We start from the raw sequence: 25,237 nt of genomic DNA on the forward strand, positions 1-25,237 counted from the left end.
TCTTAACTACCGCGATAGGTCGAGTAGCCATACGGCGAGAGTAGCAGCGGCACGTGGTAGTGCTGGCTTGCATCGGCTACGCCAAAGCGCAGCGGAATCACGTCTAAAAAGCGTGGCTCGGCGGCTTCGATACCCTGACGGCGTAAATAGTCCCCCGCGTGGAACACTAACTCATACTCACCGGGCGTGAGCGCATCGCCTTCTAACAGGGGCACATCACAACGGCCATCGCTGTTGGTGACGGTGGAGCCTAAGTGCTCGCGGTGGCCGCTCGCTAGCCGAAAGACTTCAATGGTAATGCCTTGGCCGGGCTGCCCTTTGGCGGTATCCAGCACGTGGGTAGTTAAGCGTCCCATCGTCACTCCTTACATTGGCGAGGTTGTTGGCGTTATGAATAGACGTTATGAGTAGGGTTTGACCTATTGGTCAAAGAGTACCGTCGATGCTATTTATTGTATACAGCATTTCCCTTTTCGCACGCCTGGAGAATTTTTGTGTCAACCGCCACCTCACTCACGTTATTCCCTCTTCCCAGCCAATCCAACTTGGAAACGTTCATTGCCCACTATGGTGATGTGTATGAGCACTCCCCCTGGGTGGCGGAAGCCGCTTGGCAACACGGCTTACGCCAAGAGCATGATGCCCCTGATGCACTGGCCGAATTGATGGGCTTGATGCTTCGACAAGCTACTCCTGAGCAGCAGATTGACGTCATTCGCGCCCACCCCGATCTAGCGGGCAAGGCAGCGTTGGCGGGCGAGTTGACCCACGACTCCACCAGCGAGCAGGCCGGCGCAGGGCTCGACCAGTGCTCGCCCGAGGAATTTACTCGCTTCGAACAGCTGAACGCCGCTTATAAAGAGAAATTCGGCTTTCCGTTCGTAATTGCGGTGAAAGGTCTGGATCGCTACGACATCCTTGCGGCGTTTGAAGAGCGTTTGGATAACGGCTTGGCCCAGGAGCGTGAAACCGCGATTCAACAAATTATTCGCATCGCGCGCTTCCGTCTTCGAGCCCGTGCTGACGAGGCATCCTAGTCATCTTTCCTCCATCCCAAAAAAATGCCGCACCCAGAATCGGTTCTGGGCGCGGCATTTTTGCCATCAGACGGTTGCTTACTGCTTGGCAGTCTCTACCGCTTTCTTGGTGGTTTCTTCGGCCATTTTCTGGCTGTCTTGCATGAAGCTCTGGCTAATGGAGGTGACTTTTTCAGAGTCGCCTTTCATGCGCTCCATTAGATCGGTAGCGGTTTTTTGCTGGCTCTCCATCGCTTTTTTGAAGCTGTCCGCGTCTTTCACGTCTAACCATGTACGCGCTTGGGCGATGGTCATGTCGGAGTAGGCACGGGCTGCATCCATCTGCGCGCCCACTAGCTGCTCGTAGTAGTTCAGCGCAGCGAGCGTGTAAGAACGCATCGGGGACACGAAAACAGAGTCGAACTGTTGGCTGGTTTTTTCTGCGGCCTTGTTCATCACGTAATCTCCTTGAGTGAGATAGTGGTTCGGCCTGCATTGACGCAGGTCGTAAGCGGGCGTTTGCCTTTGCTACCCACAAAGCTAGCAGCGCTTTTTGTGCAGCGCAACATGATTTTTGGTCATACTGCGCTTGCTCATCTGTCGTTCTCTAGGACGCTCGAAAAGGCCGCTTGATTAACGATTTCCAAACAGGTGCTTACGAGCTTCAGCATCCATCGTCACGCCTGACTCGGGGTTCACATCTTCCACTAAGGCATAGGCTTTACGCACGGAGGGGCGTTGCGAGACGTCGTCGAACCAGCGTTCAAGATCGGGAAACTCCTCAAGCGTTTGGCGCTGCTTCTCCCAGGGAACGATCCAGGGATAAATCGCCATATCGGCAATGGAGTAGCGGTCACCGCCAACAAAATGCTGCTGGGAAAGCCGCTGATCCAGCACGCTATAAAGACGATTGGTCTCACGCACGTAACGCTCGATGGCGTACTCGATTTTTTGCGGCGCGTAGTGGCAGAAGTGGTGATTCTGCCCCGCCATGGGACCCAGTCCGCCCATTTGCCAATGCAGCCACTGCAGCACCACGTAACGTTCGCGCCCTTCTGTCGGTAGAAACTGGCCCGTCTTGTCGGCGAGATACTCCAAAATAGCGCCAGATTCGAATAGCGCCATGGGTTGGCCGCCATCTTTCGGGGCATGGTCCACGATGGCTGGGATACGGTTATTCGGCGCAATGGTCAAAAATTCAGGGTCAAATTGCTCCCCCCGACCAATATTGATCGGCTTGACGCGATACGCCAGTTTGGTCTCTTCGAGCATGATGGAGATTTTGTGGCCGTTCGGGGTTGTCCAGTAGTACAGGTCGATCATCGCCATCTCCTTTCACACCAACGACCTAGGTCGTTGGTGTTGCCTGTGGGTCGTCTGACGGCTTATGGCCGTCTCAACGATTATAGATCACGAACAGTGACGGCCTTGCCTGCCACTGAATCGTGCACCTCTAGCATACGCTTGAACCAAGCCGCGACAGGGTCTTTTTCATCCACTAGTGTTTCGGTTGAAACGGTGTAGGCCCACATCATGCTGCCAAACAGCAAATAATCGGCACCGCTTGGGGTATCGCCATCTAAAAACGGGCTCTCTTTCAACTGAGCATTCACCGGTACCAGCGCTTGCTTCAACAGGTGTCGCCCCTGCTCAGGATCGTTGACGGCCTCTAAAGTAGCTCCAAAGCGCGCCTCACGTGTTTTACGAAAGTAATCACGATCCTCAGGATGAATAGCGGCTAACAGATCTAACGCAACGATCTTGAATAGCGCAGGAGTAATGCTCCGCTCTACCGACTGCTTGAACAGCATCAAGCGCTGCAGACTCATCCCTTCACCCACCACGGGGGCATCTGGATAAGCGCGGTCTAAGTAGCGCATGATGTCAAAGCTATCGGTGACCACGTTGTCACCATCCGTCAGCACGGGCACTTTGTCGTAATCGGCAAACGCGAGCGCCTCTTTTTCCTGAAAGCGCCAAGCCACGGTGGTGACCTCCAAGCCTTTGTGGGCCAGCGTCATACGTACACGCCAACAATAGGGAGAAAAACGCAGGCGTTCGTCACGGCCGCACAGGTCATAAAGGGTGATTGCCATCGAGTCATACTCCTTTTGTCATTGGGGGGCATCGCCACTACAGTGAGTCTAAGTGATCGACAGCGCAAGCGGCGCGTTTGGCGATGTCGGTGCAAGCGCTTCACACTGTCTATTAGTCTAATGAGGCCCACCTAGCTAGCATGCTAACGCAAACTTTAAAGCTCCATAAAAACAACATCTTATTTTAAAACGACCGCTTGGTTCCCATGCTATCTTGCGCCTATTTACTGGTAAGACCAATTTTCCAATGTAGTCATTCAGCCTGCCTGACCGTATCTTTCACGCTGACCCAACTATCATTGCAATGACAAGTTGGCTTTCGCGGAGCATACCAAATCAATAACAAGGGGCCGTTCCTCCCATGAATGAATCTATACTCGCTCTTCTGGCGTTTCTGCCGCTGTTGCTAGCCGGAATATTGCTCATAGGCTTTAAGATTCCGGCCAAAATAGCGATGCCAATTGTCTTCCTCACGGCAGCCATCATTGGTCTGACCGCCTGGGATATGTCGTTTAGCCGCGTGGCGGCATCCACGGTACAGGGTCTTATCCAAACCGCTGGTCTATTGTGGATTATCTTCGGCGCCATCTTGCTGCTCAACACGCTCAAGCACTCGGGAGGCATTACCGCGATCCGTAACGGCTTCTCGGGCATCAGCCCTGACCGCCGCGTACAGGCGTTGATCGTTGCTTGGCTGTTTGGTTGCTTCATCGAAGGCGCCTCCGGTTTCGGCACACCGGCGGCTGTCGCCGCTCCGCTGATGGTAGCGCTGGGCTTCCCGGCGCTAGCCGCGGTGGTCGTGGGCATGATGATTCAATCCACGCCGGTATCGTTTGGCGCTGTGGGCACGCCGATCGTCGTGGGTGTCGGCAGCGGCTTGAACCGTGCTGACATTACTGCTCAGCTGGAAGCGAACGGCTCCACCTGGGACGTGTTTTTTCAACAGGTGACCAGTTCGGTGGCGATCACCCACGGTATCGTGGGTATTTTGATGCCGCTAATCCTCGTGCTGGTAATGGTGCGCTTCTTCGGTGCCAACCGCTCTTGGAAAGAGGGGCTCTCGATTGCACCGTTTGCCATCTTCACGGGTGTCTCTTTCGTGGTGCCCTACATGCTAGTAGGCGTACTGCTTGGCCCGGAGTTCCCCTCCATGATTGGGGCAATGGTGGGCTTGGCCATCGTGGTGCCTGCTGCTCGTAAAGGCTTCCTGCTGCCCAAAGAGACCTGGGACTTCCCTGAATCGACCTCGTGGCCTGATGAGTGGATCGGTAATCTGCAAATCAAGCTCGACGATGTGGCCGGTAAAGCCCCAATGTCCACCTTCAAAGGCTGGGTACCCTATGTACTGCTAGCACTGTTCCTGGTGGCCTCTCGTACCATCGAGCCACTGCGGGCGGCGTTGACCTCGGTTAACCTGAACTGGGCCAATATCTTCGGCGAAGCAGGCGTGAGCGGTGGCGTTCAACCACTTTATCTGCCGGGCGGCATCATCCTAGCCGTCGTATTCATCACTTACTTCCTGCATAAGATGAACCCTCGCCAGATGAGCGCAGCAGTCTCCGAGTCCACCAAGACCATTTTCGGAGCTGGTTTCGTACTGATCTTTACCGTGCCGATGGTGCGGATTCTGATCAACTCTGGTGTTAACGGTGCCGACTTAGTCTCGATGCCGGTCATGATGGCGCAAGCAGTGGCTAACGGTGTGGGCGGTATCTACCCGTTCTTTGCGCCTGCCGTCGGGGCAATGGGGGCTTTCATTGCGGGCTCCAATACGGTGTCTAACCTCATGCTGGCAGAATTCCAATTCAGCATCGCTGAAACACTGGGACTATCAACGGCCATGATGGTGGCACTGCAAGCCGTTGGTGCTGCGGCAGGTAACATGATCGCTATTCACAACGTGGTGGCAGCATCAGCGACCGTTGGTCTCTTGGGACGCGAAGGTACCACCATTCGTAAAACGATCATCCCGACCATCTACTACCTGGTATTCACCGGCGTTATCGCGATGATTGCGTTTTATGTTTTAGGGGTGACAGATCCGTTGATGTAGTCCTCTTCTCAACCCCGTAAAACGATTTACCCCCAGGCATTGCCTGGGGGTAAATTTTTTACGACTTACTCACCTCAACCAATCCGCTTCAGAGTCGTTGCATGCTGCTGGCCTCGAATCACATAGCTTTGCGCATTGAGCTTCAGTGCTTCCACCGCCTCCGCCGTCAGCTCTCTGACCACTTTGGCGGGTGAACCGACGATCAACGAGTTTGGCGGAAATACCGCCCCTTCCTTGATGAAGGCCCCCGCGCCTACCAAGCTGTTCTCGCCAATCACGGCGCCGTTGAGCACTACCGCCTGAATGCCGATCAAACAGCCATCCCCCACGGTACAGCCATGCAGCATCGCCTGGTGCCCGACGGTCACCCCCTTTCCCACCTTCAGCGGGTAGCCGGGGTCCGCGTGCAGCACGGCGCCATCTTGGATGTTGCTCTCTTCACCGATGTCCAGATGGTCGCTGTCGCCGCGCAATACGGCTTGATACCACACGCTGGCGCGAGCCTTCAGGGTAACCTGACCGATAACGTCCGCCGTGTCGGCAATGTATACGTCTTCATGAATAGCGGGCTGATGCTCGCCAAATTGATAGATGGCCACGTAACGCTCCTTTTGTTGGTTGTCGCTATCAGGCTAGCGCTTGCGCCAGCAGGCGAGCAACGTGAATCGCTTGGCGTCCGCTGCCATCCTGAATTTGATGGCGACAGCTGGTGCCATCGGCCACCAACACCGCCTGCTCATTCGCGCTTCGCACGGCAGGCAACAGCGTCAGCTCTGCCATTTTCATCGAGGCTTCGTAGTGTTCGGCTTCGTAGCCAAAACTGCCTGCCATGCCGCAGCAGGACGACTCGACCGTCTCGACCGCCACGCCAGGAATCCAGCTCAGCACTTGTTCTACCGGACGCAACGCATCAAACGCTTTCTGGTGGCAGTGGCCATGCAGCATCACGCGCTGGCCTTCCATGGGCTTGAGCGTTAACGACAGCGCTCCTGTCGAGTGAGCATGTAGCAAAAACTCCTCAAACAGATAGGCAGCTTCCGACAATGCCTGCGCCTGTTCGCCAAAGCCATACTGCAAGAATTCATCACGCATGCTGAGCAAACACGAGGGCTCCAACCCCACCACGGCCACGCCACGCTCCACGAACGGCATCAGGAAATCCAGCGTGCGCTGTGCCTCGGCCTTGGCTTTCTCGAACTGGCCCGAAGAGAGGTAGGTGCGGCCACAGCAGAGCGGCCGCTGACCTTGGGTCACGTTAAGATGAACCTGATAACCAGCGGCCTCCAGCACTCGCTTGGCGGCGGAGGCATTATCGACCTCCATATAGTTATTGAAGGTATCCACAAACAGCAGGACTTCTTTCTCTGCAATCGGCCTCTCTGCAGTTGGCCTCTCAGCGGTTGACGAAGAGGCCGCCGTCGCCAGGAAGTTGCCGTTAAACGCGGGGAGCGCTCTTTGCGGGGCGAGCTTGAGCGCCTGCTTGATGCGCTTCGCCAGCCAGGGAGCCCGTTCGATACCGTTCACCAAACCTGAGAACCGGCTAGCCCAAGGGGCGTAACGGGGCATTTCGCCAACCATGCGATCACGCAACGTGAGGCCTTTGGCGCGCACTCGAGCCGCCCGCGCTTCGATCTTGAACTTGGCCATATCAACGCCCGTGGGGCAGTCGCGTTTGCAGCCTTTACAAGAAACGCATAGGTCCAGCGCGTCTTTCACCTCATCGCTGGCGAGTCCTTCATCCCCCAACTGCCCCGAGAGCACTTGCCGTAATGTATTCGCTCTGCCCCGAGTCAGGTGCTGCTCCTCTTTGGTGATGCGGTAGCTTGGGCACATGGTGCCTGCATCGAACTTGCGGCAGTGGCCGTTGTTGTTGCACATCTCAACCGCCATGGCCAAGCCATGGGTCGTGTCTCCAGCACTGCCAGGAGGCGTTTGCTCACCCGTGAGCGGATCTCGCTTCACGTTCCAGGAGGACCAATCGAATACCGGTGTCATCGGAATACGCTGATAGGTGGACGGAAAACGGAAGTAGCGCTCGTCATCCATTTTCGGGGTATCGACGATTTTTCCAGGATTGAGTAGGTTCTTCGGATCAAAGAGCTGTTTCACTTCGCGGAAAGCGTCATTGATGGTCTCGCCAAACTGCCAAGCAACCCACTCGCCACGGCAAATACCGTCGCCGTGCTCACCCGAGTACGCGCCCTTGTACTCACGTACCAGCGAAGAGGCCAGCTCTGCGATTTCACGCATTTTTTGCGCCCCGTCGCGGCGCATGTCCAGAATGGGGCGAACGTGTAGCGTGCCGACCCCCGCATGGGCGTACCAGGTGCCCTCCGTGCCATAGCGATTGAATACCTCGGTGAGCTTTGCGGTGTACTCGGCAAGGTGCTCAAGGGGAACGGCACAATCTTCGATGAAGGAGACCGGCTTACCATCGCCTTTCATGCTCATCATGATATTGAGCCCAGCCTTGCGCACGTTCCACAGCGCTTTCTGCTCGGCCGCCTCCGGCATATTCACCACGCTGCCGGGCAGGCCTAAATCGCCCATTAGCTCATTAAGGCGCTGCAGCGATTCAAGCTGCGCCTCTCGGTCTTGCCCGGCAAACTCCACCAGCAAAATGGCTTCCGGCTTGCCGATCAGCGCTTTTTCGATCACCGGCCTGAACGCCGGATTCTCAAGCGAGAGCTCAATCATCGTGCGGTCGACGAGTTCGACCGCCATCGGCCCCAGCTTGACGATATGCTGGGTAAAATCCATGGCTTGATAGAACGTGGGGAAGTTGACGACCCCCAGCACTTTTTGTTCGGGGAGCGGCGACAGCTTCAGCTTGATACGGCGGCTTACCCCGAGCGTCCCTTCAGAGCCGATAAGCAAGTGCGCTAAATTCGCCCGCCCATTCAGGTCATAGGGGATAGGGTTTTGGCAGTCGAACAGGTCGAGGTTATAGCCCCCCACGCGACGCAACACTTTGGGAAAGTGGTCGCGAATATCATGGCCGACCCGCTCGGCAATGGCTTTTACCTGCTGGGCAAGTTGGTGTTCTCTTGTGCCCTCAGCGAACCCATCCACAAAGCTGAAATTCACGTCGCATCCATCGGCCAGCGTGGCTTCGATGCCCTCGACGTTGTGCACCATGTTGCCGTAGTAAATAGAGCGCGACCCGCAGGAGTTGTTACCTGCCATACCGCCAATGGTGCACTGGGCACTGGTGGAGACATCCACCGGATACCATAGCCCATGGGGCTTGAGCCAAGCATTGAGATGATCCAGCACCATGCCTGGCTCCACCACCACGGTGCGTGCGTCGGGGTCGAACTCCACCACTTGGTTCAGCCAGCGCGTGGTATCGATGACCAATGCCTCACCCACGGTTTGACCACACTGGCTGGTGCCTGCCCCACGTGCCAACACCGGCACGTGGGCGTCACGGGCAATGTCCAGGGCAATTTTCAAATCTTCCTGATGGCGTGGGACCACCACGCCAACGGGGGTTACCTGATAAATGGATGCGTCAGTGGCATAACGCCCCCGAGTCGCCTGATCAAATAAGACATCGCCTGTGAGCTCTCGTGAAAGCCGTTCAGCCAGACCGCTGATCGGCTTGATCTTGGCATCTCTAGGCGCAGGTTGGCTGGTCAGTGACGTCATGACACTTCTCCCCTTTTTAACGCGCCTGATGGTCGCTTGACGCTTGCAACGGGTTCGCCGCGAAGTACTCCAACGCTGCCAAGACACCGCTGCCGCGAAGCGATACGCCTGCCAGCTTCATGCCCGCTTCGCAGCCGCCCAGCGTGGCAATCAGGGTCAAGTCGTTGCAATCCCCCAGGTGCCCGATCCGGAACATCTTGCCTTTCGCCTTGCCAAGGCCCATTCCCAGCGACAGGTCAAAACGCTCATAGATGATCTTGCGCACGGCATCCGCATCCACGCCTTCCGGCATCACTACCCCTGTGAGTACCGGCGAGTACAGCGCGGGGTCCTGGCACTGAATCTCCAAGCCCCACGCTTGTACCGCCGCACGCACCCCTGCCGCCCAGCGCTGGTGGCGGGCCAAGACCTGCGGCATGCCCTCATCCAGCAGCATGTCGAGCGCTTCATTAAGGCCGTACAGCAAGTTGGTGCTGGGGGTATAGGGCCAATAGCCGTTCTGGTTGGCTTCCAGAATTTCATCCCAGGCCCAGAAACTCTTGGGCAGCTTGGCCTGCTTGCTCACCTCGATCGCTTTGGGTGAGAGCGCATTGAAACTGATGCCCGGCGGCAGCATCAGGCCCTTCTGTGAGCCGGACACCGTGACATCCACGCCCCACTCATCGTGGCGGTAATCGGCACTGGCCAACCCGGAAATGGTATCCACAATCAACAAGGCCGGGTGATTGGCCTCATCGATGGCGCGACGAACCGCCGCGATGTCACTGGTGACCCCCGTGGAGGTTTCGTTGTGCACCACACAGACCGCTTTGATCTCGTGCTCGGGGTCGTCTTTTAGCCGCTCTTTGATCATCTCGGCCTGCACGCCTTGGCGCCAGCCTTCATACCCCGGCAGGCCTATGAATTCCGGCGTCAGATCCAGGCGCAGCGCCATCTTGTGCCACAACGTAGCGAAGTGGCCTGTTTCGAACATCAGCACCCGGTCGCCAGGCGACATAGTGTTGGCAAGCGCCGCCTCCCATGCGCCCGTGCCCGAGGCGGGGTAGATCACTACCGGGTGCTCGGTCTTGAATACCTGCTTGGTCTTGGCCAGCAGTTCGCGGCCCAGCGCGCCGAACTCTGGCCCGCGGTGATCGATCGTTGGCAGGCTCATGGCGCGCAGGATGCGGTCGGGCACCGGCGATGGGCCAGGAATCTGCAGAAAATGACGACCGGAGGGGTGAAAATCTAGCTTCAACATGATGTCGCTTCCTCATTGTTGTTGTAATGCGGTTGTTGTGATGCGGTTATCGCGAAACAGCACGGCACTAAATTGGATAATGAATTCAAACTGAATTTTTAAAAAAACTACTTTATGCACCCTTCGGCACGCAGTGTGTCACGCTCTTCATCCGACAGGCCCAATTGCTCGAGTACCTCGTCGGTATGCTGAGCAAAGAGCGGCGCTGAAGAGCGGATCTGAGCAGGTGTGCGTGAGAACTTGCTGGGAAAGCCGATGGTTTTCATTTTGCCGATCACCGGATGGTCCATCTCCTCCACCATGCCACGGGCCAAGTAGTGCTCATCCTGCATGGCCTGGGCAAAGTCATTGATGGGGCCTGCCGGTACGCCTGCGGTATCGCAGAGTGTCAGCCACTCATCGACGGTCTGGTGGGCCATCAGCTCTTCGAGCAGCGCCTCCAGTTCATCCACATGCTGGCCACGATCATGGTTGGTCAGAAAGCGGGGGTCTTCCATCAGTGCGGGACGTTTCAATACATCGCCGCAAAACCGCTCCCAGGTTCGTTGGTTGGCGCAGCCCAGCATCAAATAACCATCCTTGGCCTTCACCGCCTGATAAGGCGCAGACACCCGATGGCGCCAGCCAGTGGGGCCAGGCACGGTGCCTTCAGAGAAGTAAGCCGCCGCTTCCCAGGTAAACCAGGGCAACCCGCATTCGGTAATGGCGATATCGATATGCTGCCCTTCCCCCGTCTTCATCTTGTGGATGTGGGCGGCCAAAATCGAATAGACCGCCGTGATGCCACCGCCAATGTCGTAGACCGCGATGCCGGTCTTCAAAGGGCGCCGCCCGGCTTCGCCGGTCATCGACATCAGCCCGGTCATGCCTTGCGCCACCAGATCGAATCCGCCTCTGTGGCTGTAGGGCCCGGTTTGGCCATACCCCGAAATGGAGCAGTAAACGATGCCTGGATTAATCGCTTTGATGGTGTCGTAGTCGATCGACAGCGATTGGGTGACCCCCGGCCGATAGTTCTCGACGATGACATCCGCATCCGCTGCCAGTCGATAAAAGATCTGGCGGGCACGCTCGTCTTTCAGGTTGAGTGAAATGCTTTTCTTGTTACGGTTGATTTGCGAAAAGCAGGTCGACTCGCCGTTCACGTATGGCCCCATCTGACGGCTGTCATCGCCACCATTGAGTTTCTCTACCTTGATGACCTCGGCCCCCATATCCGCCAGCACCATGGTGCAGTAAGGGCCAGCCATGATCTGTGACACATCGAGTACTTTTATATCTTGTAAAGGAAGCATGCGCTTTCCTCCTCAAGCCTGTGATAGGCATCTACTGAGCAGAGCGGCAGCCTTACTGGCCGCGCCACTCAAAAGGCGTTTTATTGACGAACTTGTTCACCGCTGCCGAGAAATCCTGGCTCAGGTAGCAAGTGGCCACCCAATCGTCGCTAGCATCGGCCGGGAGCCGCCGCTGGGCCTGCACGCGATTGATCAGCGCCTTGCTGGCCTGCAGGGTCAGGGGTGCACGTTTGGCAAATTCGGCGGCAATGGTGGCAACTTCGGCGTAGATATCCGCCCTATCGAACAGCTGATTGACCAAACCCGCGCCCAGCGCCTCTTCTGCCGTCACCAGTTTCGCCATCATCAACACTTCTTTCGTGCGCGGGATACCGACCATATCCACCAGTCGAGACACATTGGAAATGGAGAGCGTATTGCCCAGCGTCTTGGCAATGGGCACGCCAAATTTCAGCGTGTCGGTGGCATAGCGAAAATCACATACCAGCGCCAACGCCGCGCCACCGCCTACACAGGCACCTTCGATCAGCGCCAGCGTGGGTTTCGGAAAGGCTTCCAGCTTTCCCACCACGCGGTCGATGCGCCGCTCGTAGCCAATGGCATCCTCCGCTTCCGCAAAATGTGCAAATTGGGTGATGTCGGTACCCGCCACGAAGGCTTCCCCGCCGACACCGTGAAGCACCAGAGCGTGGATCTCGGTATCGTCGGCTAACGTGTCGCAGTAGTACTCCAAGGCGTTGTACATTTCCCACGTCATGGCATTGCGGCTTTGCGGACGGTTGAACCCTAACCAGGCCACACCGTCTTTCACCTCGAAGCGCACACTCTCAGTGGTGGGTGCTTGTCGTTGCTGTGTCATGGAGCACCCCTTATCCGTAGATGAAGTTGACCAATGCCAGGGCAAAGGCAGGAATGTAGGTATTGATCATCAAAATCGTGAACAGTACGGCAATGAACCAGAGATTGGTTCTGGACGTGGCCCAGATGTCTGATTTCGCAATGGAGCAGGAGGCAATCAATACGCTGGCAACCGGCGGGGTCTGCTGCCCAATGGCCAGGTTCAGCGTGACGATCAGACCGAAGTGCAGCGGGTCGATACCCACTTCCAGTACCAGCGGCAGCACGATAGGGACGACCAGAATGATGGCGGCTGCCGAGTGCAGGAACACACCGAGAATCAGGAAGATGATGTTCAGCAGTGCCAGGATCACATACTTGTTGCTGGTCAGGTCGCTGATTTGCAAAGCAATGGCCTGAGGAATACGGGTTTCGGTCAGATACCCGCCCACCACCGCAGACGCCGCCACGAGCAGCATGACGACGGCAGTTTGCACACCAGCGCTTTTGCACGAGTCGATGAAGTTCTTGAGGGTAAACTCGCGATAGACCACCGCACTGATGAAGATGGCGACACACACTGCCAGCGCAGCACCCTCCGTCGCCGTCACGAAGCCGCCGAAAATCCCACCCAGAATGATGACCGGAATCAACAGCGCCCAAACGGCCTCTTTCAGTGCCTTCCAGAGTTGCGACACCCGGAAACGACCTTCAGAGGGGAAGTTGTACTTACGCGCCAGGTAGTAGCACATGGCCGCCAAGCCCATCGCCCCCAGCAGGCCAGGAAAGATACCGGCCACGAACATCTGAACGACCGACTCCCCCGACATGACCGCGTACAGAATCATGGGTATGGAAGGCGGAAGGATAATTGCCAGACTGGCCGCCGAAGAGGAAATCGAGGCGGCAAACTCTTTGGAGTACCCCTTCTTGCGCATGGCAGGAATCAAGATACTGCCAATCGCCGACACGCCCGCCACCGATGACCCGGAAATTTCGGCAAAGAACACCGACGCACCGATGGTCACCATCGACAGGCCACCCTTGATGAACCCCACCATGGCCATGGCCAGATCGATCAAGCGTCGCGAGATGCTGGAGGCGTTCATGATGGCACCTGCCAGAATGAACAGCGGGATGGCAATCAACGGAAAGTTGGTTGCCCCCTCGAACATCGTCATACCCACCGTCGGCATCGCCATGCTGCCGTAGGTAATGAAGGTGGCGATCGTCCCCACCAATGCCAGAGCGACCGCCACAGGCACATTGATCAAGATCAGCGCAATCAGTGCAATGAAGATATAGAGAATGATCATGATGGTTACTTATCCTCGCGGCTGGGTGCTAACGGCTTCAATGTCGTCGGCATCGATACCGGCCTCTTCAAGCTCGTGGTCGATGAAGCCTTTGCCGCGGGCACTTCTCACTATGTCGGGTAGCCGTAGCAGCTCCGCGATGATGAACAGCACCGATGCAATGGGAATGGCCGACTGCACCACTTGCATGGAAATAGCCGGCAGACTCACCATGTTCATGCCGTCGAGAATCAGCATGACTTGATAGCTCGCCAGCCCCAGAAATATGAAAAAACCAATGGTGATCGCTTCGGCCAGTAATGCGACTGGCACACGAATGGAGGGCGGACACATATTCAGTACACTAGGACATGTAATGTGAGCCCCTTTAGCGGCCGCCAAAGCCGCCCCGTAATACGTTACCCAAGCCAATAGAACGGCCGCCAATTCGTCATACCAACTCAACGGAGAACCTAAATAGCGAGAAACGAAGCCAATGGTGACCACCCCCGCTAACGCAATCACCAACACCACAACGATACCTTCAAGAAATGCAAAGTAAGCATTCTTGAATTTGGTATAAGCGCTCATTGAAACCTCCTTTAGGAAGAGACGCCCACCTCCAAAGAGGTGGAACGCCGCTTCGAGATGATGGCTTGGTTATTCGCGCAGGGCAGCGACGGCATCCAGCATTTCCTGGCCGCCTTCGACATCATTGGCAAAGGTGTCATAAATGGACTGAGAGGCGGCCACGAAGGCATCGAAGTCTACTTCGTTCACTTCCATTCCCGCATCACGCATCAGAACCAACGTCTCATCATCCAGACGCTGCCCCTCTTCCAGAGCAAAGTCTTCGAGTTCAAGAGCGACTTCCTGCAGCACGTTACGGACATCGTCAGGTAGGCGATTCCAACTGGCACCGGCGGTTAAATAGGCGGGGGTATAAACGTGATTGGAAATAGAGAGATAGTCTTGCACTTCGTGAAAACGCGAGGAGTAGGTTTGAATCAGCGGGTTCTCTTGACCATCCATGGCTCCTGTCTGCAGGGCCACGAATACTTCGGAGAGCGACATGGGAGAAGGCGCGGCACCATAGCTGCGGAACATCTCTATCCGCCAAACACCGCTCGGGGTGCGTAATTTGATGCCGCCAAGATCTTCAGGAGTGGTAATAGGGCGTACGTTATTGGTGATTTGGCGGAAGCCATTTTCCCACACGGCAATAATGTTAAAGCCCTTGGCTTGGGCCGCCTCATAGAGCGGGCCACGGACGACTTCATCGCGAACGCGTTTCATGTGCTCGCGATCCTCAATCAGATAAGGCATTTCAAACAGTGCAAACTGCTCGGCTTCTGAGCTCATGACCGTTGAGGGAATCGCAAGATCGAGCGAACCAAGACGCAGACGACGCATCATGGACTCGTCGCTACCTAACTGGCTATTGCCATAGACATTCACTTCGGCAGCGCCGTCCAAGCGTTCATTGGCCAGCTCAGCAAAGCGGTTAGCAGTAATTTCAAACAGCGAGCCAGGCCCACCGACGTGGCCAAGCCTCACCTCGAGGTTAGCGCTGGCAACCGATGCGTGTAGCCCGAAGGTAACGGCAGCTGCCGCTAGCGCAGTCTTGATAAATTTCATGGGGTACTCCAAGTGAACCGTTGTTGTTGTTGGGTCTTCACCATTTCAATTTGAATTCAAAATTCAAAATTAGGTATTAAACTTTCGTCTTGAAGCAGCCTCCTAAGCGTCAACTTACTGATACACCTAGCATTTAAAAAAGTGATGACATAAAAAAAGCAGCGTTCAACGAACGCTGCCTGCTTGAACAACCACCTCGTTGGCCTAATGCTCTTCGCCACCGGGCGCTAACCCCCAGTGCAAATCGGCCGCTTTGATACCGGCAATGGCGACTTGCTGATCCTCTTCTGACGAAGCGCCACTCACCCCCACGGCACCTATGACACATTGCTCTCCATCAAGAATAGGCACGCCTCCCGCCACCGGCACAAAATGCCCTTTCGAAGCCGCTGCAACGCTAGCAAGAAACGCAGGGCGTTCGATATTGCGTTCCCCAATAATGCCGCTGGCAATGCCCATACCCAGTGCGGCGTGTGCTTTTCCCTGAGCCACCGGAAAACGTAGTGGCGCGCAGCCATCTTCACGCTCGGCAGCCACCACATGGCCACCTCCATCCAGCACTACCAGCGTGAGAGGCGGAAGACCGACTTTTCTCGCCTGTGCCCTCGCCCCGTCTAAGATGGCTCTGGCCTGCTCTCGACTCAACTGAACGCTACACATGAAAATATTCATTGCCATACATTGGCTCCTACATGGTTATTGATTGTTATGGGGAGCAGTTGGGTCACTGCCGCCTATCTAGCATAGCTCGACTTGCTACAATTGAATTCATAATTACTTTTGCGAATCATACAAAGAGTCGCCAATATAAGCGTATGGCTTTGTGTTCAAATGGTGTTTACAAAGCGGCACCCGTCGCTTGGTGGATACCAAGCGGATACACAAGAAGGGACAGAACAATGACGAAAATTTTACAGCGTAATCTTTATCGTGAAGTCGCTGACCGCATTGGTGAGCTGATTGAGCACGGTGAACTGGCCCCGGGTGAGCGGATCTCAGAAAAGCAGCTTTGCGAACGGTTCGGCGTATCACGCACGCCGCTTCGAGAAGCACTCAAGGTGCTGGCCACAGAGGGGCTTATCGAGCTGCTGCCCAATCGAGGTGCGCGGGTGGTGCGCTTGACGTTCAAAAAAGTGAAAGATACCTACGACTTAATGGCAGCATTGGAAGGTTTGTCCGGCGAGCTCGCCTGCCAGCACATCAGCGACGCTGAAATTGCGGCTATACGTGCCTTACACGATGCCATGCTCGAACACTATCGCCATCGAGATCTGGCCACTTATTTCGAGATCAACCAGCAGATCCATGAAAGCATTTTGGCCGCTTCGCGTAATGAGGTGTTGCAAGAGATGTACAGCAACCTCAGTCAGCGCGTAAAGCGAGTGCGCTACTCGAAAAAAATGACCCAAAAATTTTGGAGCCAAGCCGTTCAAGATCACGAGAACATGATCTCCGCGCTCGAGCAGCGCGACAGTAAACGACTTGGGCAAATTTTACGCGACCACCTGTGCAACAAGCTGGAAGTGGCCACCTTGGCAGGCGTCATTGAGGATGACAGCCTGAGTGCGGCCAACGCTTAACCTGCTATTGCCACTGTTCGAGGCGCATTGCTGAACGCTCTAAACGATCATGCTCCGCTTCTAGCTCACGAAGTAGCTCGCTGATACTGGTCAAGTGTTCCAACGCAATCTGTCGCGCCTGCTCGGCATCACCACTTACCACCGACTCATGCAGCCGAGCGTGCTGCTGATTGATCATCTCGCGAGGACCAGGCCGATGGTAGAGATGCTTTACCGAAGCAAACACGGAGCTGAGCAGCAAATCGGTCAAACTCTGTAAGGTATGCACCAAAACCGGGTTATGGGAAGCTTGCGAAATGGCGAGGTGAAACGCATGGTCTAGTCGAGCCAGATGCTCTACCTCTAACTCATCTGGCGAGGCAGCAGCATACGCCGCCATTTCGCGGTAGCGGCGAGTGATCAATACTCGATCCATCGATGTTCCCCGCCGTGCGGCCAGATAGGCGGATTCTCCCTCCAATAAGGCACGCACTTCGAGCAAATCAAACAGGGTACGCGGATGGTCGTTAAACAGGTGCATCAGCGGGCTTTGCTGGTGCATGGGGAGCAGCGACGCCACGGTCGAGCCGTGACCCTGGCGGGTATTGATAATGGCTTTACTGCGCAGAATGCGCAGCCCTTCCCGCAGCGAAGCCCGCGAAACGCCTAGTCGTTCGCACAGACGCCGCTCGGAAGGCAGCAACTGCCCAGGCCGAAAAACACCTTCCAGTATCAACTCTTCCAGGCGAGCAGCCACATGCTCGGGCGTGCGCCGCCCCATGGAGATATCGTCTCTGCTAAACGCCATACGCCGCTCCCTTGGATCAATTGGCCATCTCAACTGGGTAAGACCAAGTCATTCAGGCTCTTCTTCAAACTTACCACCGCCCTACTATCGACCAATTACTGGTCAGACCATTGCACCACAACCTAGACAGGCGCACAAAAAAAGCTCAAATTGAGCGCCATGGTAAAGCAACGCTACCGTTACTTTTAATGATAAAAACTTAGGGATGTCGTTATGAATATCCTTTTCGACGAGCGCCTCGATGGCGAGCTTGTCCACCGTGATAAAGCTGACGTACTCAGCGACCTGCAAGGCGCTGTCCCCTCTTTGACGCTATTGCATCGCGAGGAAGATTTACGTCCTTTCGAGTGCGATGGCCTCGCCGCCTATCGCGTGCTGCCCATGTTGGTGGCGCTACCGGAAACGCTGGAACAGGTCGAAGGCCTGTTGAAGCGCTGCCACGCGCTGGGCGTACCGGTGGTTACCCGCGGCGCAGGCACCGGCCTGTCCGGCGGTGCGCTACCGCTCGAACAGGGCGTGCTGCTGGTCATGTCGCGGTTCAACCAGATCATCAGCGTTGATCCTGATGCTCGCATTGCCCGCGTGCAACCAGGAGTGCGCAATCTTGCCATTTCAGAGGCGGCCGCCCCTTACGGGCTCTACTACGCCCCGGACCCCTCCTCACAAATTGCCTGCTCGATTGGCGGCAACGTGGCTGAAAATGCAGGCGGCGTGCACTGTCTGAAGTATGGTCTTACCGTGCATAACGTCATGCGCGTGGATGTCCTGACCATTGAAGGCGAACGTATGACGCTGGGCTCTGAAGCCCTGGATGCCCCCGGTTTCGACCTTCTGGCTTTGATGAACGGGTCAGAAGGCATGCTAGGCGTGGTCACGGAAATTACCGTGAAGCTGCTGCCCAAGCCGGAAACCGCCAAGGTATTGATGGCCAGCTTCGATGATGTGGAAAAAGCGGGCCGCGCGGTGGGCGACATCATTGCCGCAGGCATTATCCCCGGTGGCCTGGAAATGATGGATAAGCTCGCCATCAAAGCGGCGGAAGATTTCATCAAGGCAGGCTACCCCGTGGAGGCCGAAGCCATTCTGCTCTGTGAGCTGGATGGTGTGGAAGCCGACGTGGACGACGACTGCGAGACCGTGCGCCGCGTACTGGAAAAGGCTGGCGCCACTAACATTCAACAGGCACGTGACGAAGCCGAGCGCGCCAAGTTCTGGGCCGGGCGCAAGAATGCCTTCCCTGCCGTAGGCCGCATGTCGCCGGACTACTACTGCATGGATGGCACCATTCCCCGCCGCGAGCTGCCGCGCGTGTTGAAAGGCATTGCCGCACTTTCAGAAGAGAGCGGCCTGCCCGTGGCCAACGTCTTCCACGCGGGTGACGGCAATATGCACCCGCTGATCCTGTTCGATGCCAACAAAGAGGGTCAGCTTGCCCTGGCGGAAGACGTAGGCGGCAAGATCCTGGAGCTATGCGTGGCCGCCGGTGGCTCGATTACCGGCGAGCATGGCGTAGGTCGCGAAAAAATCAACCAGATGTGCAGCCAGTTCCAGCCCGATGAGCTGACGGTCTTCCACGCGCTGAAAGCGGCGTTCGACCCCAAACGGCTGCTCAACCCAGGGAAAAACATTCCAACCCTGGCGCGCTGTGCCGAATTTGGCGCGATGCATGTGCATAACAACGAGTTACCGCATCCGGAGCTGCCACGCTTCTGATGCTATAAGGAACCACCATGACCGAACTAGCGATACACGCTGCCGACCGAGACATTGCCATTGAGCTGAGCGAACAGGTTCGCAGCGCCTACCACGACCGCACTCCGCTGCGCATCGTGGGGGGCAATACCCGGGCCTTTTATGGTCGTCCGGTGGAAGGCACGGAACTCAGCGTCGCTGCCCATAGCGGCATCGTCTCTTACGACCCTATAGAACTCGTCGTCACGGTTCGGGCAGGCACCCGCCTGAGCGCGCTGAACGCGGCGCTGGCAGAAAAACATCAAATGCTGCCTTTCGAGCCGCCCATTTTTGGCGACGCCAGCACCATTGGCGGCGCGGTGGCCACCGGTATGTCCGGCCCTCGTCGCCCTTGGGCAGGTGCCGCACGGGATTTTGTCCTGGGCACTCGAGTGATTACCCAAGAGGGCAAACTGCTGCGCTTTGGCGGCGAAGTCATGAAAAACGTGGCGGGCTATGACCTGTCCCGCATGATGGCAGGTGCCCAGGGCACGCTGGGCGTGCTGGCCGATATCTCGTTTAAGGTGCTGCCCATTCCCACCGCCAGCCACAGCCTGCGCCTTGACATGGGCTTGCAAGATGCCTTAGCGAAGCTCTCTGAGCTTGGCCGCCAGCCGCTGCCCATCACCGCTGCGGCATGGCACGCAGGCGAGCTTTTTATTCGGTTGGAAGGCGGTGAAAGCTCCGTCAAGGCCACCAAAGAACGCCTGGGCGGTGAAGAACTGTCTGCGGATTTCTGGCAGCAGCTGCGTGACCAGCAGCATGGCTTTTTCAGCCTCAATGAAGGACAGGCGCTGTGGCGCCTCTCGCTACCGCCCCATACCCCAGCGCTAGAACTCGCCGTTGATGAAAGCGATATCTTCTATGATTGGGGCGGCAGCCAACGCTGGGTGAAAACCGCACTACCCGCAGACACGCTGCGCGATGAATGCCAGAAGGCCGGTGGCCACGCTACCTGCTATACCCCGCATGCCCAAGGGGGTGCAGAGTCACCCTTTACGCCACTGAATCCTGTGGTCGAGAAGTACCATCGCAACCTGAAGGCCGAGCTGGACGCCCACGGTATTTTCAACCCTGGTCGTCTTTATGCGGCATTTTAATCAGGAGAGCTGACATGCAGACGCACTTTACCGATGCCGACCGCCAGAAACCGCATATCCAGGAAGCCGAGCGCATTCTGCGCACCTGCGTACATTGCGGCTTTTGTAACGCCACCTGCCCTACCTATCAGCTACTGGGCGATGAGCGAGACGGACCGCGCGGGCGCATCTACTTGATGAAAGAGTTGCTGGAGAGCCGCGATGACGATGACCAAGTCACCGAAGAGACTCGTCTTCACCTCGACCGTTGCCTAACCTGCCGCAATTGTGAGACGACCTGCCCCTCTGGCGTGGAGTACCACAAACTTTTGGACATTGGCCGCGCCGAAATCGACCGCCGCGTGCCGCGACCAGCCGCCGAGCGCGCCCAGCGCTATGCGCTGCGCAAAATGCTGGTGGACCCGAAACGCTTCAAAGCGCTACTAACGCTAGGGCAAACCTTCAAGCCTCTAGTGCCCGGCAAACTGCGTAGCAAAATGCCGCCTGCACCGGTCGATGCAGGCCAGCGACCCAACAGCCAGCGCCATGCCCGCAAGGTGTTGATTCTAGAAGGCTGTGTGCAGCCCGGCCTGTCGCCCAACACCAACGCAGCCACGGCGCGCCTGCTCGACCGTTTGGGCATTAGCGTCACACCGATTAGTGAAGCTGGCTGCTGTGGTGCTATCGACTTCCACCTCAATGCCCAAGAGGCGGGCCGCGAGCGGATGCGCGCCAACATCGATGCCTGGTGGCCGCAAATCGAGCAGGGAGCCGAAGCCATCGTACAAACCGCCAGCGGCTGCGGCGCGTTCGTCAAAGAGTATGCTGACATGCTCAAGGACGACCCCGCCTACGCTGAAAAGGCCAAAAAAGTCAGCGCACTGGCGAAGGATATCGTCGAAGTACTGCGCGACGAGCCGCTCGAGTCGCTGCAGCTTAAAGAGCACCAGCGCTTAGCCTTCCACTGCCCCTGCACGCTGCAGCACGCCCAGAAACTCAACGGCGCAGTGGAAGGCGTGCTTAGCAAACTCGGCTTTGCACTAACGCCCGTGAAAGATGCCCACCTGTGCTGCGGCTCAGCAGGCACCTACTCGGTCACACAGCCAGAGCTCGCCACTCAGCTGCGCGATAACAAGCTGAATGCGCTGGAGGCAGGCAACCCTGAGGTGATCGTGACCGCCAACATCGGCTGTCAGACGCATCTCGCCAGCGCCAACCGCACGCCGGTACGTCACTGGGTGGAAGTCGTGGACGCTGCCCTGGTATAAACCTCTAACACTTGCGGCGCTCGGCACAACGCTAACCGTCGTGCGCCTCGCTTCACCCCCGATGACAAAAAGGAATCTTCGATGCAAACCAAAGCTGTTTTAGGCCAAGCAGACGTTATCCAAGTTCTCGACGCTGCCCAGAAAGAAGCTGACAACAACGGCTGGCCGGTCACCATTGCCGTTACTGACGATGGTGGCCACCTACTGGCACTGCGCCGTTTAGACGGTGCTGCCCCGTTCAGCGCCGATGTTGCTACCCAAAAAGCGCGTAGCGCGGCCCTGGGTCGTAAGGAGACCCAAGTGTTTGAAGAGATGATTAACGGTGGCCGTACGGCGTTTGTCTCTGCACCGCTACAGGGTCTGCTATCTGGCGGCGTGCCGATCATCGTGGATGGTCACGTCGTCGGCGCTGTCGGCATCTCTGGCGTCAAGCCAGATCAAGACGTGCAAATTGCCAAAGCAGGCGTCAGCTCGATCGCCTAACGCTTACCTAGTCAATAACAGCAGCGTGCAGCGTATTGACTGCACGCTGTTCGTTAACGTGTGGTGTACACGCAATAAAAAAGCCCGAATCATAGATTCGGGCTTTTAGGAATTTGTTCGGCTTTATCAAACGATTGCCGATGAGTGCTTAATGGCGGACCGGACGAGACTCGAACTCGCGACCTCCGGCGTGACAGGCCGGCATTCTAACCGACTGAACTACCGGTCCACTATAAGACACATAACCATTCAACAGACAATTTAAGCGGTTCAGGGGCGCATAAATGTGAAACTGAATGGTGGGTGGTACTGGGTTCGAACCAGTGACCCCCAGCTTGTAAGGCTGGTGCTCTCCCAACTGAGCTAACCACCCAATATACTGAAAGCTCATCGCTTATCAATATTGCTACTTATCAAGTTATCGTGGCGGACCGGACGAGACTCGAACTCGCGACCTCCGGCGTGACAGGCCGGCATTCTAACCGACTGAACTACCGGTCCGAATAACGATAACCAACTGCAGGCTTATATGATGATGGCGGACCGGACGAGACTCGAACTCGCGACCTCCGGCGTGACAGGCCGGCATTCTAACCGACTGAACTACCGGTCCACTAATGCATCATTGACTGCGTTACGTTTCCAGGGCACCAAATGAATGGTGGGTGGTACTGGGTTCGAACCAGTGACCCCCAGCTTGTAAGGCTGGTGCTCTCCCAACTGAGCTAACCACCCGCTGGTCACGTGGCGCTGCATTCTACAGAAGCCTGCTTGAATGTCAACACATCGTGTTTAAATTTATGATTTAAACCAGTGTGCTGCACCTACTCAAGGCAACCGCTTACTGAGCGCGGACGAAGGATGCCGCAACTATGGCGGCTTCGTCAATCAAAACCTGCTGATTGACGCCAGAACGTCGTCGCGGTTTAAAGTCATGGTCACCATCGGTGAGCCAATGAATGCGTAGCGAGTCAGGTAACGCATAACAGGCTACCTCTTCACGCGTGCCGAATGGGTCACGCTCACCTTGTAGAATGAGCATGGGCACCGAGAGCTGAGAAAAGTGGCCGGTGCGAAGTGACTCAGGCTTTTTGGGAGGGTGAAATGGATAGCCTGCTGCGATGACGCCTGCGCAAGGATATTGGATGGCAAGCAGCGAGGCCACTCGACCGCCCATCGATTTCCCTCCCAACCAAAGCGGCGTATCGTGCAGCGGCGCGAGCAAGTCATACCAAGCGGCAAAATGATCGACAGATGTCGCCACGGGCGGTGGAGGCCGACGTTTCGCTTGCTCGCTCATCTGCTGCATATAAGGAAAGTCGATGGCCCAGACTTGAAGCCCTTGGCTAACCAGCATCGCGGCAAATTGCCGCATGAAATCGGACAGGTGACCTGCACCAGCACCATGGGCCAGAAGAATTCTTCCCCCTACGGGCACTCCCGAAACGCTCACCGGTCCAACACCCTCCACGACGAACCGCTGAACTGCGGGGCTAGCGGGCCGTGCCTTCAGGTCATTTGGAGCGACAGCCTCGAAACCATGATCGGCGTAGTACGACACCCTGCTCTCCTAATAATTCAGCGTTACATCCATTGGCGTGTTCAGCTTAGGGCGCGGCTGCGATAGAATCTAGGCCGGATCTTGACCTGCATCATCAAGCGGGTGGCCGCACCCGTGCACAATGCGATGGCAGCGTGCGATTGCAAAATGCCACGGGTTACCCCCTAACCGCGTTCGATGGGAACATGAAATGAGCACAGCATTGGAACACCCGACCTACAATTACAAGGTAGTTCGGCAGTTCGCGATTATGACCGTTGTGTGGGGCATCGTAGGTATGACGCTTGGCGTTATCCTTGCCTCCCAGCTGGTCTGGCCGCAACTGAACCTCGGCCTACCTTGGACGAGCTTCGGGCGTCTTCGTCCGTTACACACTAACGCCGTTATTTTCGCCTTTGGTGGTTCAGCGCTCTTTGCGACGTCTTACTACGTCGTGCAGCGTACCTGTCAGACTCGCCTGTTCTCTGACAAGCTCGCAGCATTCACCTTTTGGGGGTGGCAAGCGGTGATCCTGTCGGCGGTAGTCTCTTTACCGCTGGGCTACACCACGACCAAAGAGTACGCAGAGCTCGAATGGCCGATCAACATCCTGCTGGCGGTGGTGTGGATCAGTTATGCGATCGTGTTCTTGATGACGATCAAAAAGCGCACCACGTCGCATATCTATGTGGCCAACTGGTTCTTTGCTGCGTTCATTTTAACGGTTGGCGTTCTGCACATCGTGAACAACGCCGCGATCCCCGTCACGCCCATGTACTCCACCTCCATTTATGCCGGTGCCGTCGATGCCATGGTGCAGTGGTGGTACGGCCACAACGCGGTGGGCTTCTTTCTGACGGCGGGCTTCCTGGGCATGATGTACTACTTCGTACCCAAGCAGGCTGAGCGTCCGATCTACTCTTATCGTTTGTCCATCGTCCACTTCTGGGCGCTGATCATGATCTACATGTGGGCGGGCCCGCACCACCTACACTACACCGCACTGCCGAACTGGGCGCAGTCGCTGGGCATGATCATGTCGATCATTCTGCTGGCACCGTCTTGGGGCGGCATGATCAACGGTATGATGACCCTGTCGGGCGCTTGGCATAAGCTGCGCACCGATCCGACCCTGCGCTTTTTGGTCGTCGCGCTGTCGTTCTACGGCATGTCGACGTTCGAAGGCCCGATGATGGCGATCAAGACCGTCAACGCGCTATCGCACTACACTGACTGGACCATCGGTCACGTCCACTCAGGCGCACTGGGCTGGGTAGCGATGATCACCATCGGCTCCATGTACCATCTGATCCCGCGTCTGTTTGGCCGCACCGAAATGTACTCCGTCAACCTGATTGCCGTGCACTTCTGGCTAGCGACCATCGGCACCGTACTCTACATTGCCGCCATGTGGGTCAACGGTATCATGCAGGGCCTAATGTGGCGCGCCATCAATGCTGACGGCACGCTAATGTACACCTTCGTGGAATCAGTCGAGGCCAGCGGCCCAGGCTATTTTGTGCGCATGGTGGGTGGCCTTTTCTGGGTAACCGGTATGCTCTTGATGGCCTTCAACGTGTATATGACCGTGAAGCGCCGCGAAGCCATTGGCCTCACTGCGCCACAAGCCGCCTAAACCGGGGAAGTT

At 56.6% G+C, this 25,237-nt stretch carries 23 protein-coding genes and 5 tRNA genes; 8 read left to right on the forward strand and 20 right to left on the reverse strand.

The features are described 5' to 3' along the window. Positions 1–2: 2 nt before the first annotated feature. Positions 3–356, reverse strand: coding sequence for a hydroxyisourate hydrolase (uraH, locus tag FRH_RS02030; protein ID WP_153842528.1), 354 nt, complete (start codon positions 354–356; stop codon positions 3–5). Between the two features lie 138 nt (positions 357–494). Here uraH and uraD point away from each other — a divergent pair, with 138 nt between their 5' ends. After that, positions 495–1,037: a 2-oxo-4-hydroxy-4-carboxy-5-ureidoimidazoline decarboxylase gene (gene uraD, locus FRH_RS02035; RefSeq protein ID WP_139526411.1), complete on the forward strand. Its 543-nt coding sequence runs from the start codon at positions 495–497 to the stop codon at positions 1,035–1,037. Between the two features lie 78 nt (positions 1,038–1,115). Here the strand turns inward: uraD and FRH_RS02040 are convergent, their stop codons facing one another. From FRH_RS02040 to FRH_RS02050, 3 genes are all read right to left on the reverse strand, one after another. After that, positions 1,116–1,472 (reverse strand): phasin family protein, encoded by a 357-nt coding sequence (locus FRH_RS02040; protein ID WP_139526410.1) that lies wholly within the window; start codon positions 1,470–1,472, stop codon positions 1,116–1,118. Between the two features lie 177 nt (positions 1,473–1,649). After that, the gene (locus tag FRH_RS02045; protein WP_219861700.1) at positions 1,650–2,339 is read right to left on the reverse strand and encodes a glutathione binding-like protein; all 690 of its coding nucleotides are present in this window, start codon (positions 2,337–2,339) and stop codon (positions 1,650–1,652) included. Positions 2,340–2,419: 80 nt separating this feature from the next. After that, positions 2,420–3,112 (reverse strand): glutathione S-transferase N-terminal domain-containing protein, encoded by a 693-nt coding sequence (locus FRH_RS02050; protein WP_139526408.1) that lies wholly within the window; start codon positions 3,110–3,112, stop codon positions 2,420–2,422. Positions 3,113–3,473: 361 nt separating this feature from the next. Here FRH_RS02050 and FRH_RS02055 point away from each other — a divergent pair, with 361 nt between their 5' ends. Next, positions 3,474–5,165, forward strand: a complete 1,692-nt coding sequence (locus FRH_RS02055; RefSeq protein WP_139526407.1) for an L-lactate permease — start codon at positions 3,474–3,476, stop codon at positions 5,163–5,165. A 74-nt stretch (positions 5,166–5,239) separates the two neighbouring features. Here FRH_RS02055 and FRH_RS02060 read toward each other — a convergent pair whose 3' ends face one another. The 9 genes from FRH_RS02060 to FRH_RS02100 form a co-directional block, all read right to left on the reverse strand. Continuing rightward, a complete protein-coding gene (locus FRH_RS02060; RefSeq protein WP_153842527.1) occupies positions 5,240–5,764 on the reverse strand; it encodes a gamma carbonic anhydrase family protein in 525 nt (174 codons plus the stop codon). Between the two features lie 28 nt (positions 5,765–5,792). After that, on the reverse strand, positions 5,793–8,816 hold the full coding sequence (locus FRH_RS02065) for an FAD-binding and (Fe-S)-binding domain-containing protein (protein ID WP_281997678.1): 3,024 nt from the start codon (positions 8,814–8,816) through the stop codon (positions 5,793–5,795). A gap of 16 nt (positions 8,817–8,832) precedes the next feature. Continuing rightward, positions 8,833–10,056, reverse strand: a complete 1,224-nt coding sequence (locus FRH_RS02070; protein ID WP_219861705.1) for an aminotransferase class V-fold PLP-dependent enzyme — start codon at positions 10,054–10,056, stop codon at positions 8,833–8,835. Positions 10,057–10,163: 107 nt separating this feature from the next. Continuing rightward, positions 10,164–11,351 carry a CoA transferase gene (locus tag FRH_RS02075; protein ID WP_139526403.1) on the reverse strand — a complete coding sequence of 396 codons (1,188 nt, stop codon included), beginning with the start codon at positions 11,349–11,351 and terminating at the stop codon, positions 10,164–10,166. Between the two features lie 52 nt (positions 11,352–11,403). After that, entirely contained in the window at positions 11,404–12,210 is an 807-nt protein-coding gene (locus tag FRH_RS02080; RefSeq protein ID WP_219861707.1) for an enoyl-CoA hydratase, read from the reverse strand. A 10-nt stretch (positions 12,211–12,220) separates the two neighbouring features. Beyond that, complete coding sequence (locus FRH_RS02085; protein WP_176558224.1) at positions 12,221–13,504, reverse strand: TRAP transporter large permease; 1,284 nt, start codon at positions 13,502–13,504, stop codon at positions 12,221–12,223. A 9-nt stretch (positions 13,505–13,513) separates the two neighbouring features. Then, complete coding sequence (locus tag FRH_RS02090; protein WP_139526401.1) at positions 13,514–14,074, reverse strand: TRAP transporter small permease; 561 nt, start codon at positions 14,072–14,074, stop codon at positions 13,514–13,516. A 69-nt stretch (positions 14,075–14,143) separates the two neighbouring features. Continuing rightward, a complete protein-coding gene (locus tag FRH_RS02095) occupies positions 14,144–15,121 on the reverse strand; it encodes a TRAP transporter substrate-binding protein (protein WP_139526400.1) in 978 nt (325 codons plus the stop codon). A 204-nt stretch (positions 15,122–15,325) separates the two neighbouring features. Beyond that, the gene (locus FRH_RS02100) at positions 15,326–15,799 is read right to left on the reverse strand and encodes a heme-binding protein (RefSeq protein ID WP_219861709.1); all 474 of its coding nucleotides are present in this window, start codon (positions 15,797–15,799) and stop codon (positions 15,326–15,328) included. 221 nt (positions 15,800–16,020) lie between these two features. Here FRH_RS02100 and FRH_RS02105 point away from each other — a divergent pair, with 221 nt between their 5' ends. Beyond that, the gene (locus FRH_RS02105) at positions 16,021–16,701 is read left to right on the forward strand and encodes a GntR family transcriptional regulator (protein WP_139526398.1); all 681 of its coding nucleotides are present in this window, start codon (positions 16,021–16,023) and stop codon (positions 16,699–16,701) included. A 4-nt stretch (positions 16,702–16,705) separates the two neighbouring features. Here FRH_RS02105 and glcC read toward each other — a convergent pair whose 3' ends face one another. Beyond that, a complete protein-coding gene (glcC, locus tag FRH_RS02110) occupies positions 16,706–17,488 on the reverse strand; it encodes a transcriptional regulator GlcC (RefSeq protein WP_139526397.1) in 783 nt (260 codons plus the stop codon). Positions 17,489–17,701: 213 nt separating this feature from the next. Here glcC and glcD point away from each other — a divergent pair, with 213 nt between their 5' ends. The 4 genes from glcD (at position 17,702) to FRH_RS02130 (ending at position 22,049) form a co-directional block, all read left to right on the forward strand. Continuing rightward, a complete protein-coding gene (glcD, locus tag FRH_RS02115) occupies positions 17,702–19,201 on the forward strand; it encodes a glycolate oxidase subunit GlcD (protein ID WP_153842521.1) in 1,500 nt (499 codons plus the stop codon). Between the two features lie 17 nt (positions 19,202–19,218). Next, a complete protein-coding gene (gene glcE, locus FRH_RS02120) occupies positions 19,219–20,319 on the forward strand; it encodes a glycolate oxidase subunit GlcE (protein ID WP_219861711.1) in 1,101 nt (366 codons plus the stop codon). Positions 20,320–20,333: 14 nt separating this feature from the next. Then, on the forward strand, positions 20,334–21,566 hold the full coding sequence (gene glcF / locus FRH_RS02125) for a glycolate oxidase subunit GlcF (protein ID WP_219861713.1): 1,233 nt from the start codon (positions 20,334–20,336) through the stop codon (positions 21,564–21,566). An 81-nt stretch (positions 21,567–21,647) separates the two neighbouring features. Continuing rightward, entirely contained in the window at positions 21,648–22,049 is a 402-nt protein-coding gene (locus FRH_RS02130; RefSeq protein ID WP_219861715.1) for a heme-binding protein, read from the forward strand. 152 nt (positions 22,050–22,201) lie between these two features. Here the strand turns inward: FRH_RS02130 and FRH_RS02135 are convergent. From FRH_RS02135 to FRH_RS02160, 6 genes are all read right to left on the reverse strand, one after another. After that, positions 22,202–22,278 (reverse strand) — tRNA-Asp (locus tag FRH_RS02135). A 68-nt stretch (positions 22,279–22,346) separates the two neighbouring features. Continuing rightward, positions 22,347–22,422 (reverse strand) — tRNA-Val (locus tag FRH_RS02140). Between the two features lie 51 nt (positions 22,423–22,473). After that, a tRNA-Asp gene (locus FRH_RS02145) sits at positions 22,474–22,550 on the reverse strand. A 35-nt stretch (positions 22,551–22,585) separates the two neighbouring features. Continuing rightward, a tRNA-Asp gene (locus FRH_RS02150) sits at positions 22,586–22,662 on the reverse strand. A 46-nt stretch (positions 22,663–22,708) separates the two neighbouring features. Next, positions 22,709–22,784 (reverse strand) — tRNA-Val (locus FRH_RS02155). A 106-nt stretch (positions 22,785–22,890) separates the two neighbouring features. Continuing rightward, positions 22,891–23,610, reverse strand: a complete 720-nt coding sequence (locus FRH_RS02160; protein ID WP_219861717.1) for an alpha/beta fold hydrolase — start codon at positions 23,608–23,610, stop codon at positions 22,891–22,893. Positions 23,611–23,800: 190 nt separating this feature from the next. On the opposite strand from FRH_RS02160, the gene ccoN reads away from it, so the two are divergent. Then, positions 23,801–25,225, forward strand: a complete 1,425-nt coding sequence (gene ccoN / locus FRH_RS02165; protein ID WP_139526391.1) for a cytochrome-c oxidase, cbb3-type subunit I — start codon at positions 23,801–23,803, stop codon at positions 25,223–25,225. The last annotated feature ends 12 nt before the right edge of the window (positions 25,226–25,237 follow it).

The sequence above is a fragment of the Halomonas sp. A020 genome (genome assembly GCF_027943625.1).
Classification (GTDB): domain Bacteria; phylum Pseudomonadota; class Gammaproteobacteria; order Pseudomonadales; family Halomonadaceae; genus Vreelandella; species Vreelandella piezotolerans.